Source organism: Citrobacter sp. FDAARGOS_156, from assembly GCF_001559235.2.
Lineage (GTDB): Bacteria > Pseudomonadota > Gammaproteobacteria > Enterobacterales > Enterobacteriaceae > Citrobacter > Citrobacter youngae.
The window spans coordinates 3,978,003-3,990,306 of record NZ_CP014030.2 but is presented as its reverse complement, the minus strand read 5'-3'; the positions used below and the strand labels follow the sequence as shown (position 1 = coordinate 3,990,306).

Annotated in this window: 12 protein-coding genes; 6 read left to right on the top strand and 6 right to left on the bottom strand. The window is 51.4% G+C overall.

Annotation, left to right across the window (positions count from 1 at the left end):
- Positions 1 to 49: 49 nt before the first annotated feature.
- Positions 50 to 856, top strand: a complete 807-nt coding sequence (tcdA, locus tag AL515_RS19605; protein ID WP_048213097.1) for a tRNA cyclic N6-threonylcarbamoyladenosine(37) synthase TcdA — start codon at positions 50 to 52, stop codon at positions 854 to 856.
- A gap of 68 nt (positions 857 to 924) precedes the next feature.
- Here the strand turns inward: tcdA and csdE are convergent, their stop codons facing one another.
- Positions 925 to 1,368 (bottom strand): cysteine desulfurase sulfur acceptor subunit CsdE, encoded by a 444-nt coding sequence (csdE, locus tag AL515_RS19600; RefSeq protein ID WP_048213096.1) that lies wholly within the window; start codon positions 1,366 to 1,368, stop codon positions 925 to 927.
- Complete coding sequence (csdA, locus tag AL515_RS19595) at positions 1,368 to 2,573, bottom strand: cysteine desulfurase CsdA (protein ID WP_048213095.1); 1,206 nt, start codon at positions 2,571 to 2,573, stop codon at positions 1,368 to 1,370. Before csdA ends, csdE begins: the two co-directional genes overlap by 1 nt.
- 192 nt (positions 2,574 to 2,765) lie before the next feature.
- Between csdA and AL515_RS19590 the strand changes: the two genes are divergently transcribed.
- The 4 genes from AL515_RS19590 to rlmM all read left to right on the top strand — a co-directional run bounded on the left by AL515_RS19590 (position 2,766) and on the right by rlmM (position 5,781).
- The gene (locus AL515_RS19590) at positions 2,766 to 2,993 is read left to right on the top strand and encodes a YgdI/YgdR family lipoprotein (protein WP_003840386.1); all 228 of its coding nucleotides are present in this window, start codon (positions 2,766 to 2,768) and stop codon (positions 2,991 to 2,993) included.
- Between the two features lie 363 nt (positions 2,994 to 3,356).
- Complete coding sequence (gene gcvA / locus AL515_RS19585; protein ID WP_005130970.1) at positions 3,357 to 4,274, top strand: glycine cleavage system transcriptional regulator GcvA; 918 nt, start codon at positions 3,357 to 3,359, stop codon at positions 4,272 to 4,274.
- 18 nt (positions 4,275 to 4,292) lie between these two features.
- Entirely contained in the window at positions 4,293 to 4,688 is a 396-nt protein-coding gene (locus AL515_RS19580; RefSeq protein ID WP_003034037.1) for a DUF423 domain-containing protein, read from the top strand.
- Positions 4,681 to 5,781: a 23S rRNA (cytidine(2498)-2'-O)-methyltransferase RlmM gene (rlmM, locus tag AL515_RS19575; protein ID WP_048213093.1), complete on the top strand. Its 1,101-nt coding sequence runs from the start codon at positions 4,681 to 4,683 to the stop codon at positions 5,779 to 5,781. Before AL515_RS19580 ends, rlmM begins: the two co-directional genes overlap by 8 nt.
- 31 nt (positions 5,782 to 5,812) lie before the next feature.
- On the opposite strand, the gene fucR is transcribed toward rlmM, so the two are convergent.
- From fucR to fucI, 4 genes are all read right to left on the bottom strand, one after another.
- Positions 5,813 to 6,541: an L-fucose operon activator gene (gene fucR / locus AL515_RS19570; protein WP_061068499.1), complete on the bottom strand. Its 729-nt coding sequence runs from the start codon at positions 6,539 to 6,541 to the stop codon at positions 5,813 to 5,815.
- 58 nt (positions 6,542 to 6,599) lie between these two features.
- Positions 6,600 to 7,022 carry an L-fucose mutarotase gene (gene fucU / locus AL515_RS19565; RefSeq protein WP_048213091.1) on the bottom strand — a complete coding sequence of 141 codons (423 nt, stop codon included), beginning with the start codon at positions 7,020 to 7,022 and terminating at the stop codon, positions 6,600 to 6,602.
- Between the two features lies 1 nt (position 7,023).
- Positions 7,024 to 8,442 carry an L-fuculokinase gene (gene fucK / locus AL515_RS19560; RefSeq protein ID WP_061068498.1) on the bottom strand — a complete coding sequence of 473 codons (1,419 nt, stop codon included), beginning with the start codon at positions 8,440 to 8,442 and terminating at the stop codon, positions 7,024 to 7,026.
- Positions 8,443 to 8,564: 122 nt separating this feature from the next.
- Positions 8,565 to 10,340 carry an L-fucose isomerase gene (fucI, locus tag AL515_RS19555; protein WP_061068497.1) on the bottom strand — a complete coding sequence of 592 codons (1,776 nt, stop codon included), beginning with the start codon at positions 10,338 to 10,340 and terminating at the stop codon, positions 8,565 to 8,567.
- Positions 10,341 to 10,804: 464 nt separating this feature from the next.
- Between fucI and AL515_RS19550 the strand changes: the two genes are divergently transcribed.
- Positions 10,805 to 12,304: a sugar ABC transporter ATP-binding protein gene (locus AL515_RS19550; protein ID WP_061068496.1), complete on the top strand. Its 1,500-nt coding sequence runs from the start codon at positions 10,805 to 10,807 to the stop codon at positions 12,302 to 12,304.

Sequence of the window (12,304 nt, the reverse complement as noted above, 5' to 3'; positions counted from 1 at the left end):
TCAAGGGCGGCATTTGTCCGCTCTTTTTGTTTTCTATATCTGAGGTTCTATGTCTGTGGTTATAAGTGATGCTTGGCGTCAGCGTTTTGGCGGTACGGCGCGTCTGTATGGCGAAAATGCGCTGCAACTGTTTGCCCAATCGCACGTCTGTGTCGTTGGAATTGGCGGCGTGGGGTCGTGGGCGGCGGAAGCGCTGGCGCGCACTGGCATTGGTGCCATCACGCTCATCGATATGGATGATGTGTGCGTCACCAATACTAACCGCCAGATCCATGCTCTGCGCGATAACGTCGGTCTGGCAAAAGCTGAAGTGATGGCTGAACGTATCCGTCAGATTAACCCGGAGTGCCGGGTTAACGTGGTCGATGATTTTGTCACGCCGGATAACGTTGCTGAGTATATGAGTGTGGGTTATGCGTATGTCATTGATGCGATTGACAGCGTGCGCCCAAAAGCGGCGCTGATCGCTTACTGTCGGCGTAACAAAATTCCGCTGGTGACCACCGGTGGTGCGGGCGGGCAGATCGACCCGACGCAGATACAGGTCGTTGATTTGGCAAAAACCATCCAGGATCCGCTGGCGGCCAAGCTACGTGAGCGGCTGAAAAGTGATTTTGGGGTGGTGAAAAACAGCAAAGGCAAGTTGGGCGTGGACTGCGTGTTTTCGACCGAAGCGCTGGTGTATCCGCAGGCAGATGGCTCGGTATGTGCAATGAAGGCTACGGCGGAAGGGCCGAAGCGTATGGATTGCGCATCCGGGTTTGGCGCTGCCACCATGGTGACGGCGACCTTTGGTTTTGTTGCGGTCTCTCACGCGCTGAAGAAAATGATGGCGAAAGCCGCGCGTCAGGCCTGATTGTATCGGATGGCGTGACGCTTATCCGACCTACGGTTCACGCAGCGTTGTAGGCCGGATAAGACGCATCAGCGTTGCCATCCGGCATCCTGAGCTGCCTCAATGAGCGCATTCAGCCCCTGACTACGTGACGCGCTCAGTTGTGCGCTTAAGCCCAACTCATCAAATAACGCCATCGGCGAACGCGTCTGTAACTCCGCGGTAGTTTTACCTTCGATAGCCGTGAGTAGTACCGCCAGCAGGCCGCGCACAATTCGGCCTTCACTATCACCGAAGAAGTGAAGTGTGCCATTCTCATGCAGACTGTACCCCAGCCAAACGCGGTTTTCGCATCCGGCAATCTCTTTTGCCTGCGCTTTCAGATCATCTGAAAGGGCCGGAAGTTGCTTGCCCAGTAAAATAAGTTGACGATATTTATCTTCCCACTGGGTGAGTGGGATAAAAGTATTCCGTAACGTCTCTTCCGTTACGATTGTGCCAAACGGGTGTCCGGCGAGCAGAGGGCTTGTCATTAGTCCACCAATATTTCCAGTGCGCGATCGACGGCTGCGACCAACGCATCCACATCGCTTTGCGTATTATAAGGTGCAAATGAGGCGCGCAGCGTCCCGGAGACGCCCAGCTCCGCCAGCAGCGGTTGTGCGCAGTGCTGCCCCGCTCGCAGCGCAATGCCATATTCGGCCAGTAGCGTCACCATGTCGCTGTGATGAACGCCTGCGAAATCAAAGGCTAACAGACTGGAGTCCTGGCAGCGGAAGGAACGAAATCCTGGCCGCTTTGCCAGCATATCTTCTGCCAACGTCGCCAGACTGCGGCTCCAGTTTTCGGCTTGCACGATATCAATATCCGCAAGCCATTCAAGCGCCGCACTTAATCCAATGACGCCCGCAACGTTCGGCGTGCCTGCCTCAAGCTTCCACGGTGCCGCTTGTGTGGAGAAACCATCAAAGCTGACTTCGCTAATCATTTTACCGCCGCCGAGCCACGGTGACATGGCCTCCAACAGTTCTGGTTTACCATACAATACGCCAATGCCCGTCGGACCATATAATTTGTGTCCGGAAAAGGCATAGAAATCAATATCTAACTGCTGAACGTCAGCGGGGAAATGTACAATTCCCTGAGCGCCATCCACCATCACCACCATGCCTGCCGCATGAGCAAGCGTAATCGCGCGGGCTAAGTCAGGGCAGCCACCGGTGACGTTCGACATCTGACCGAGAGCCAGAATGCGACTGCGTGGGGTGATGAGGTCCGCCAGACGCTCAGTGTCAGGCAGCAAATGGGCATTGAGCGGAAGCTTGATGACGTTGGCCCCCGTTTGCTCCGCCACCATCAGCCAGGGAACCAGGTTGGCGTGATGTTCCGCTACGCTGACGATAATCTCGTCGCCCGGTTGTAAGCGCGGACGCGCATAACTTTGGGCAACCATATTGATAGCTTCCGTCGTGCCACGGGTCCAGACGATTGTTTTGTCATCCGGCGCGTTAATCAGCCGTGCGACTTTTTCCCGCGCGGCTTCATAGCGCGCGGTCAGACGCTGGGCTTCAGCAAACTGGCTGCGATGGACGTTCCCGGCGCTCAGACTATAAAACTGATGGGTCGCCTCAATCACCGCCTGCGGCTTCAATGCCGTCGCGGCGCTGTCGAGATAGACACCTGCATCGTTGAGTGCGGGAAATTGTGCGCGAAACTGCGTGGGGTTAAAAGCGTTCATGGTATTCCTCAGTTCAGTAAACCGATCGTGGCGCAAAAAGGGCATTGATACAAGGGTTGCGCTAACCATCGGAATACTCTGGATATCCTGGCAAAGCCCGCTCAGTGTCTTATGCTAAATAGCGTTAGGTGAACAATTTTGCCTGTTACGGAGTGTGTTTTTAATAGCATAAATCGCTTTAAGGAGAAGAAGATGAAAAAGACTGCCGCCATAATTTCTGCCTGTATGCTGACTTTTGCCCTGAGCGCCTGTTCCGGTTCGAATTACGTGATGCACACCAACGATGGTCGATCAATCGTAGCTGACGGTAAGCCACAGACCGATAATGAAACGGGGATGATTTCGTATAAAGACGCTAACGGCAACAAACAGCAGATTAACCGCACTGACGTGAAAGAGATGGTAGAACTGGATAACTAACCGGTCATCCATCGACAAAGAGTCGGACAAAAAAAAGCACCGCAATTTGGCGGTGCTACATTAATCACTATGGACAGACAGGGTAAATGTACAGGAAGTGAAAAAGGGTAGCTTTGCTACCATGGTCTGAATCGCAGACCAATTGCAAACACAACAACACAACATCACAACCGTAAGCCAAAAGCCCACCAGAACACGCATTCCGATAAAACTTTTCGTTCCGGCTTCAGGAAGTGCCGCCACTATAGGTATTTGCTGGTAGAACCTCAACGGACAATTTATAATGGCTCAGATAAAAAAAACTAATAGGTTACAGCCTGTTAGCTAATTGTTAAATTCATTTAACATCAAAGCCTAAAAGTCATGTCAAAACGATTACCACCCTTAAATGCGTTGCGTGTTTTTGATGCTGCAGCGCGTCATTTGAGCTTTACGCGTGCAGCAGAAGAGCTTTTTGTGACGCAGGCCGCAGTAAGTCATCAAATCAAGTCACTCGAGGATTTCCTTGGGCTGAAGCTGTTTCGTCGACGCAATCGATCTTTACTGTTGACGGAAGAAGGCCAAAGCTACTTCCTCGACATCAAAGAGATTTTTTCGCAATTAACCGACGCGACGCGTAAACTTCAGGCACGCAGTGCAAAAGGTGCGCTTACGGTCAGTTTATTGCCCAGTTTTGCGATCCAATGGCTGGTGCCCAGACTCTCTAGCTTTAACTCAGCTTATCCGGGAATCGATGTCAGGATCCAGGCGGTGGACCGTCAGGAAGACAAACTGGCTGACGATGTGGATGTGGCGATTTTCTACGGGCGCGGCAACTGGCCGGGTCTGCGCGTTGAAAAATTGTACGCAGAATATTTATTGCCGGTCTGCTCGCCGCTGTTGCTTACTGGTGATAAACCGCTGAAGACGCCTGAAGATCTGGCAAAACATACGTTATTGCACGATGCGTCACGGCGTGACTGGCAAGCTTATACACGCCAGCTTGGGCTGAATCATATCAACGTACAGCAGGGACCTATCTTCAGCCATAGCGCCATGGTGCTACAGGCCGCTATCCATGGACAGGGCGTTGCGTTGGCCAATAACGTTATGGCGCAGTCCGAAATTGAAGCCGGACGTCTGGTTTGTCCATTTAATGATGTTCTGGTCAGCAAAAACGCATTTTATCTGGTTTGTCATGACAGTCAGGCAGAACTGGGTAAAATAGCCGCCTTCCGTCAGTGGATACTGGCGAAAGCGGCCACGGAACAAGAAAAATTCCGCTTTCGTTATGAACAATAATTTACGTAGGGTATTAACATGACCAGCCGTTTTATGCTGATTTTTGCCGCCGTCAGTGGCTTTATCTTTGTAGCTCTGGGAGCCTTTGGGGCACATGTTCTGAGTAAAACCCTCGGCGTTGTTGAAATGGGGTGGATCCAGACTGGCCTTGAGTATCAGGCATTTCATACGCTGGCTATTTTTGGTCTGGCCGTCGCCATGCAGCGACGCATCAGCATTTGGTTTTACTGGAGTAGCGTGTTCCTGGCATTAGGGACTGTGCTGTTTAGCGGCAGTCTGTATTGCCTCGCGCTTTCTCATTTACGCCTGTGGGCGTTTGTTACCCCTGTCGGTGGTTTTAGCTTCCTTGTAGGCTGGGCACTGATGTTAGTGGGCGCTATTCGATTGAAACGTAAGGGCGTAAGCCATGAATAAGGTTGTATTGTTGTGTCGCCCGGGTTTTGAAAAAGAGTGCGCCGCAGAAATTACGGATAAAGCAGGGCGTCGCGAAATCTTTGGTTTCGCCCGCGTCAAAGAAAATGCGGGTTATGTCATCTTTGAATGCTATCAGCAGGAAGATGCGGAAAAGCTGGTTAAAGAGTTGCCGTTTAGCTCGCTGATTTTTGCTCGCCAAATGTTTGTTGTCGGCGAGCTACTGCAATATTTGCCGCCGGAAGACCGCATCACACCGATCGTCGGTATGCTGCAGGGCGTGGTGGAGAAAGGCGGCGATTTGCGTGTCGAAGTTGCCGACACGAATGAAAGCAAAGAGCTGGTTAAGTTTTGTCGCAAATTTACCGTACCGCTGCGCGCCGCGCTGCGTGAAGCGGGCGTGCTGGCAAAACATGAAACGCCAAAACGTCCGGTAGTGCACGTCTTCTTTATTGCGCCAGGCTGTTGCTATACCGGCTATTCCTGGCCTGACAATAACTCCCCGTTCTACATGGGGATTCCGCGTCTGAAGTTCCCGGCGGATGCGCCGAGCCGTTCAACGTTGAAGCTGGAAGAGGCGCTGCACGTGTTTATCCCTGCCGATGAGTGGGATGAGCGTCTGGCCAATGGAATGTATGCGGTGGATTTAGGGGCCTGCCCGGGCGGATGGACCTATCAGCTGGTTAAACGCAACATGTGGGTTTACTCCGTGGATAACGGTCCGATGGCACAAAGCCTGATGGATACCGGGCAGGTCACCTGGCTGCGGGAGGATGGATTTAAGTATCGCCCGAATCGCAACAACATCTCATGGATGGTGTGCGACATGGTGGAGAAGCCAGCGAAGGTTGCCGCGCTGATGGCACAATGGCTGGTCAACGGCTGGTGTCGTGAGACGATTTTCAACCTCAAGCTGCCGATGAAAAAACGCTACGAAGAGGTATCACAGAACCTGGCTTACATTCAGGCCCAGCTTGATGAACATGGCGTAAATGCCCAGATTCAGGCGCGTCAGCTGTATCATGACCGTGAAGAAGTCACCGTGCACGTGCGTCGTCTGTGGGCTGCCGTCGGTGGTCGTCGCGACGAACGATAATACTTATATGCCGGATGGCGGCGTGAACGCCTCATCCGGCGTGGGTTGTTTCAATCATTTCTGTATCTGAAATAATATGCGTCACATTTTCCAGATGCCCAATCTGCGTCTCACCCGAGCGATTAAATTTACTCTTATCAATCAATAATAATGACTGCGCCGCACGCTTAAGCAGGATGGATTTAAAATCGGCGTTGGTAGCATTTGAATCCCAGAGTGTACCGCCACGGTCGATCCCCTCGCAGGAAAAGATGAACAGGTCGATATCAAGTGACTTTAGCTGTGAGATGAGCGATGGATTAACGTAGCAACCGTATTTACGCTCAAGTCGACCACCGGAACTGATCAACCGAATATTTTCACGTTTACCCAATTCGAGGCAAATCGGTTGGCTATTCGTAAATACGTGAATGTTAATGTCTGGCAACAGGCGAGCCAGGTACCAGCAAGTAGAACTGGCATCCAGCGCGATCACCATACCTTCCTCTATCCACGTTAACGCGTCTCTGGCGATATCTGCTTTGTGGGAATAATGGCTTTTCAGTCTGATATGAAACGGCTCGCCGCAGTCCTGGTTTACCCGATGTATCACTTTGGCGCGCCCGTGATTACGCAGTACCTTACCCTGCGCCTGCAGTTGCGTAAGATCGCGACGGATAGTTTCTTTACTGACATTGAGCTGTGAGGATAAGGTTTCAGTCGTCAGACTTTTATGGTTGCTCAACAGATCCAGGATTGCTTGCAGGCGCGCTGCTTTCATGTTTTCTCACCCCATCATGCGATGAATGCCCGTACCTGTCGGGCATTCAGGTAAGAGATTATGGCGTTACCCCTTTTTTTAACAGGATATTTCCGTACTTTGCCCGCTCCCCTGTAATAACGATTGCGAATACTTTTTGTGCGCGTTCATAAAATGCATAACGGTCAATGCGAGTGATGTCCGGGCAAGGTGTTTGTAATGACAGTGCCTGCCGATATCGCGCTTCTACGTCGAGGTCGAGCGAGTCTCCTTCGACGGCGGCCATCATCACCAGTGGTGGGGCGTAACTGTCCAGTTCAAACAGCGGAATAATCGCCTGCAACAGGTCGCTGACCTGCAGACCATCGGCCCGGATAACCTGCGGGCCCATACTGTGGGCCGGAAAGTGGGCGTCGGAAAAAATAATCTCATCACCGTGACCCATTTCAGCCAGCACCTTTAACAGATCCGGGGAAATTAAGGGGGAAATCGTTTTGAGCATGTCACTCGACTCCTGTGAATACGGGTTCTGTTTGTGGATAGAAGTAACGATACTGATAGTCCACCTGCGCGCGAGCCAGTTCCGGAGAGGCAAATTCGCCGATACCGGACCAGGCAAACATCGCTGCACCGGCAACCGTCGTTTCGGCATCATCCAGCACTTTGATGGGAATACCCAGAATGTTCGCTTTTATCTGATTCCATAGTGCATTACGACTTCCTCCACCAACCAGAAGTAGCTCTGTTGCGTTGAAATGACCGATGGTTTCTAGTGTGTGTAGATTGTGCTGCAACTGGGCCGTCAATCCTTCCAGCGCCGCGCGGTAGAAGTGTCCGCGGGTACTGTTGAGTGTGACACCCTGCCAGCCCGCATTCTGAGAGGCCAGCAGGTCGCAGTGCATCTTCACGCCTTCGGCACCTGCCGGGATTGCCCTGGCTTCGTCAATCAGCGTTTGCCATGGGGTATCAGCAGTCCACAACAACTTGCGTACCCATTCGAGGACACCGGAAGCAAGCCACTGCATTCCGGGGTTATTGAGTCCGGGCTGGCTATCCAGTTCACAGGTTGAACCCGCATAATGGCTAAGCTGGGATGTATCCACCTGCGCGCTGCGCACCATCAGAATTTCCCATGTACCGGAGGAGAGCACGGGTTCATCTGGCTGGGCTCCAGCGCCAAATAGCGCAAACTGCGTGTCGTGTCCGGCAGATATCACAGGAGTACCCACTGGTAGCCCGAGCAGGCTGGCGGCCTCGTGTTGCAGTACTCCAATCTGCTCTCCCGCTTCAACTAAACGTGGAAACAGTCGGCGTGGTATCCCGGTTGCCTGCAAAATATCAACACTGAAATCTCGCTGATGAATATCCAGCATCTGACTGGTACCGGCCATGGTGATATCTGTGGTGAACTCACCGGTGAGGCGATGGTTGAGCAGTGATGAAATAAACAGCCAGGCGTGCGCCTGTTCCAGTAATTGCGGATGGTTTTCTTTTAGCCAAACCAGTTTATACAGCGTGTTGAAGCTGAACGCGCCGACGCCGGAAATTTCCTGCAACTGCTGCGACGGCATGTAGCGGTGGATATTCTCCATTACTGCCGTGGTGCGTGGGCATTTCCAGCTGATTACCGGATACAGTTGCTTGCCGTTCTGATCAACCAATGCGCCGTCTACGCCAAAGGTGGTGACGGCGATCCCACGGACCTGGCAGGCGGCCAGTTGCGCGGAGAGCCGCTGGCAGCAATCGGCAAAGCGCTGCACAATAGCGTCGAGGGACCACTGATGCCAGGCGCTATTTTCTGCAGCGATGTCACTGGCGTTTGGGGTGGACGCACGAGCGACAATCTTTCCCTGGCGGTCAACAGCGATAGCCCGCACGTTGGTCGCGCCACAGTCAAGGACCAGGATAACCTCTTGTTTCATAATTGCTCCTGGGATATTACCTATTGCCGGATGGCGGCTTCGCCTTATCGGGCCTACAAAACCGTGCACTTCGTAGGCCCGATAAGATGCGTAAGCGTCGCCATCAGGCAATCGCTTGATGTTTAACGCTTATACAGCGGGCCATAGTTCTGGCAGGCGCGATAATCCTGGCCTTCGCTGTCCATACCGTGCGCCGCCCATGCGGAAGGGCGATAGATCTTCTCTTCTTCCACGTTGTGCATACACACAGGGATACGCAGCATGGCGGCGAGCGTAATAAAGTCCGCACCAACGTGGCCAATCGTCAGCACACCGTGGTTGGCACCCCAGTTAGCCATTACGGAATAGACATCGCTGAACGGACCTTTGCCGGTTAAGCGCGGTGCAAACCAGGTGGTCGGCCAGGTAGAGTTGGTGCGAGCATCAAGCTGAGCATGTACCTCTTTCGGTAATTCCACACTCCAGCCTTCCGCAATTTGTAGCACTGGACCCAGACCTTTGATGATATTGATGCGGGTCATGGTGAACGGTACGCCACCTTCGGTAAGAAAACGGGAAGAGTAGCCGCCGCCTCGGAAATACTCGTGGATCGCCGGACACCATTCCGTCGCCGCCAGGCAATCATCTGCTTCCTGCTGTGAGATCTCCCAGTGTGGTTTCATGGTTGGCTGGCCTTCGCTGTCACGCTGTTTGCAGGAACCATCCAGTGCCGCAGAGCCGGAGTTAATCAGGTGAATAATGCCGTGCTCCGCAAGACCGGTCAGCGGTTTACCTGTGACGCGCTCTACTGCTTCCGGTGACCAGTAGGTTCGTACATCAGCAAAGACCTGTGCCGTGCCGGTGAGCTGGTGGCCAAACAACATTGCGACACCGTTCAGGCTGTCGTTCTCGGTGGCGACGACATACGGTTCGCGCACGCCATTCCAGTCAAATGAGCTGTTGAGCAACGCTTCGGCGGTGTCGCCGTTTGGATATTGATCCGTCCAGTGGCGCTGGCCCTGGAAACCGGCGGCAATCGCGTTGTACCCCATCGACTCTTCAACCCGGCCTTTCTCTGCCAGTTTCTGGTTACCCTGCATCATGTCGCGAATGCACATGGCCATCAGCAGGCTCTCTTTCAGCACTGCACGGCTCTGTTCTTCATTTCGCTTATACTGTTGTGCGTTCTGATCCTCGCCATAACGGAAATGTTTATCCGCCCATGCCAGGGCAATTTCCAGCTCCGCTTCGTCATAGATCTTCTGGTCAATGCGACGACGCAATTCGGTCATATCAACAGGTTGAACCTTCATTCCCAGCCAGGATTCAAAGAAGTTATGGTCGACAATAGAGCCTGCAATTCCCATTGAAACGCCGCCGACGGACAGATAGCTTTTACCTTTCATGCTGGCAACGGCTAAACCTGCCCGAGTGAAACGCAGCAGTTTTTCTTCAACATCGGCAGGGATAGTGGTATCACCTGCATCCTGCACGTCATGACCGTAAATAGAGAAGGCGGGAAGCCCTTTTTGATTATGTGCAGCCAGTGCTGCAGCCAGATACACGGCACCTGGACGCTCCGTCCCGTTGAAACCCCAGATGGCTTTCGGGCGCATAGGGTCCATATCGATAGTTTCGCTGCCGTAGCACCAACACGGCGTGACGGTAATTGTCACGCCGACGTTCAGGCTACTAAATTTTTCTTCACAGGCGGCAGATTCAGCCAATCCGGCAATACAGGTGTCTGCGATAACGCACTCGATCTGTGCCCCGCAGGCATGACGAAGTTTCTCGGAAATCAGTGCGGCAGTGGCTTTTGCCATGTTCATGGTTTGTTCTTCGAGCGACTCGCGTACACCCATACGACGCCCATCAATCACCGGACGAATACCGATTTTCGGTAAACTATTTTTTTTCATTCGAGGTTCCTCATCTCACTTTATGCCGTGCTGCAAAAGCGGATGTCGGACACCACTGTCGCAGTTGGCTGAATTACCCATTTTTGCTAACTCGAGTTAGCTTAGGTATTAGAGAGTTTTTTGCACAACTTTTTTGTTATGGAACTGTGAGAAGCCTCACGAGAAGTGGTTAAAATTCGATCTGCGTCAAATAAACAAATACAAATTTTTTTATTAAATTCTTTTTAAATTAATAAGATAAAATAAAATGTCTGTTCAGTGTCACAGTTTTAAACCAAATGATTTGGCTATTTTTGGCAGCTAAAATAGCTTTAAAAGGCAATCGCTAACTCGAGTTAGCATCGTTGATAAAACGCATATGATCTTGTAGACACATTCGCATTAACGGTGACGATGGCTTCCTGGCAACGCTGTTTTTCGCCTGATTCACTGATTACAGTTTCTGTATATTGAGGAAAGCAGCAATGTCTGAAACATTTTTACAGATGAGTCATATTACGAAACGTTTTCCCGGCGTATTAGCGTTGAGTAATGTGGATTTTACTTTACGCAAAGGTGAGGTTCATGCACTGTTGGGGGAGAATGGCGCGGGAAAGTCTACCCTGATGAAAATTTTATCCGGTGTATATCAACCTGATGAAGGGGATATTATTTTTGAGAACCAACCCGTTTCGTTTGCAAACCCATTGAGCGCACAAAGCGTAGGTATCACCATTATTCATCAGGAGTTTAACCTTTTTCCTGAACTGACGGTCGAAGACAATATATTTATTGGCAGGGAGTTTTGCAAAAATAATCGCTGGCGTCTGGATGAGAAACAACAGCGGCAGGCTGCGATCGATATTTTGCAAAAATTAAACCTGAATATCTCCCCAGACACGCTGGTTGCCGATCTTACTGTTGCTCAGCAACAAATGGTTGAGATTGCGAAAGCGATATCGGTGAATGCCAAGATTCTTATTATGGATGAACCAACGGCGGCGTTGACGGAAACCGAAATTGACAGTTTATTCCGGGTTACACGCTTACTTAAAGAACAGGGAACGGGCATCGTTTATATCTCGCACCGACTGGAGGAACTGGCGCTGATAGCCGATCGCGCTACCGTCATGCGTGATGGACAGTTTATTGCCACCGTGGATTATGACTCGGTCAAAATCAGCGACCTGATTGCCATGATGGTTGGGCGTGACCTTGGCAATATCTATCCCCGTCGGGAGCCGCAACCCCAGCGTAAACCGGTACTGGAAGTCAGTGGCCTGACGCGAAAAGGCGTACTGAACAATATCGATTTTACCTTGCATCAGGGGGAAATCTTAGGTTTTGCCGGGCTGATGGGGGCCGGGCGTACTGAGCTGGCACGGGCTATCTTTGGTGCCGATCCTATCGATAGCGGAACCATCAAGTTGAACGGTAAAGAGACGGTAATCAAGGATATTCCTGATGCCATCCAGCAGGGTATTAGCTACTTAACCGAGGACAGAAAAAAAGAGGGCCTGGCATTAGGATTGTCCGTTGAACGCAATATTATGCTAGGAAATTACCCCGAATATTCCAACCGATATGGCAACGTGGATAGCAAACGCTGTCAGCAAACCAGCGAAGAGCAGGTGAAAGCACTGCGTATTAAGACGCCGCATCTTGAACAGGCTGCGTTGAATTTAAGTGGCGGTAATCAGCAAAAAATTATTATTGCCAGATGGGTATGCAAAGACACCGACATTCTCATCTTTGATGAACCCACCCGCGGTATTGATGTGGGAGCCAAACTTGAAATTTATGAATTAATGAATCGACTGGTGGCAAAAGGGAAATCAATTATCATGATTTCCTCTGAATTACCGGAAGTGCTGGGTATGTGCGATCGCATTTTAGTTATGCGTAATGGGCGTATTACCGGAGAGTTAGCTTCTGATGACGCCACACAAGAAAAAATCATGCAATATGCGACGTTAGAGGACTAA

Bases quoted from the DNA above. Each gene is read 5' to 3' on its own strand.
- csdA (WP_048213095.1), bottom strand. From the start codon at position 2,573: ATGAACGCTTTTAACCCCACGCAGTTTCGCGCACAATTTCCCGCACTC.
- csdE (WP_048213096.1), bottom strand. From the start codon at position 1,368: ATGACAAGCCCTCTGCTCGCCGGACACCCGTTTGGCACAATCGTAACG.
- fucI (WP_061068497.1), bottom strand. From the start codon at position 10,340: ATGAAAAAAAATAGTTTACCGAAAATCGGTATTCGTCCGGTGATTGAT.
- fucU (WP_048213091.1), bottom strand. From the start codon at position 7,022: ATGCTCAAAACGATTTCCCCCTTAATTTCCCCGGATCTGTTAAAGGTG.
- AL515_RS19550 (WP_061068496.1), top strand. From the start codon at position 10,805: ATGTCTGAAACATTTTTACAGATGAGTCATATTACGAAACGTTTTCCC.
- AL515_RS19590 (WP_003840386.1), top strand. From the start codon at position 2,766: ATGAAAAAGACTGCCGCCATAATTTCTGCCTGTATGCTGACTTTTGCC.
- gcvA (WP_005130970.1), top strand. From the start codon at position 3,357: ATGTCAAAACGATTACCACCCTTAAATGCGTTGCGTGTTTTTGATGCT.
- tcdA (WP_048213097.1), top strand. From the start codon at position 50: ATGTCTGTGGTTATAAGTGATGCTTGGCGTCAGCGTTTTGGCGGTACG.
- fucR (WP_061068499.1), bottom strand. From the start codon at position 6,541: ATGAAAGCAGCGCGCCTGCAAGCAATCCTGGATCTGTTGAGCAACCAT.
- AL515_RS19580 (WP_003034037.1), top strand. From the start codon at position 4,293: ATGACCAGCCGTTTTATGCTGATTTTTGCCGCCGTCAGTGGCTTTATC.
- rlmM (WP_048213093.1), top strand. From the start codon at position 4,681: ATGAATAAGGTTGTATTGTTGTGTCGCCCGGGTTTTGAAAAAGAGTGC.
- fucK (WP_061068498.1), bottom strand. From the start codon at position 8,442: ATGAAACAAGAGGTTATCCTGGTCCTTGACTGTGGCGCGACCAACGTG.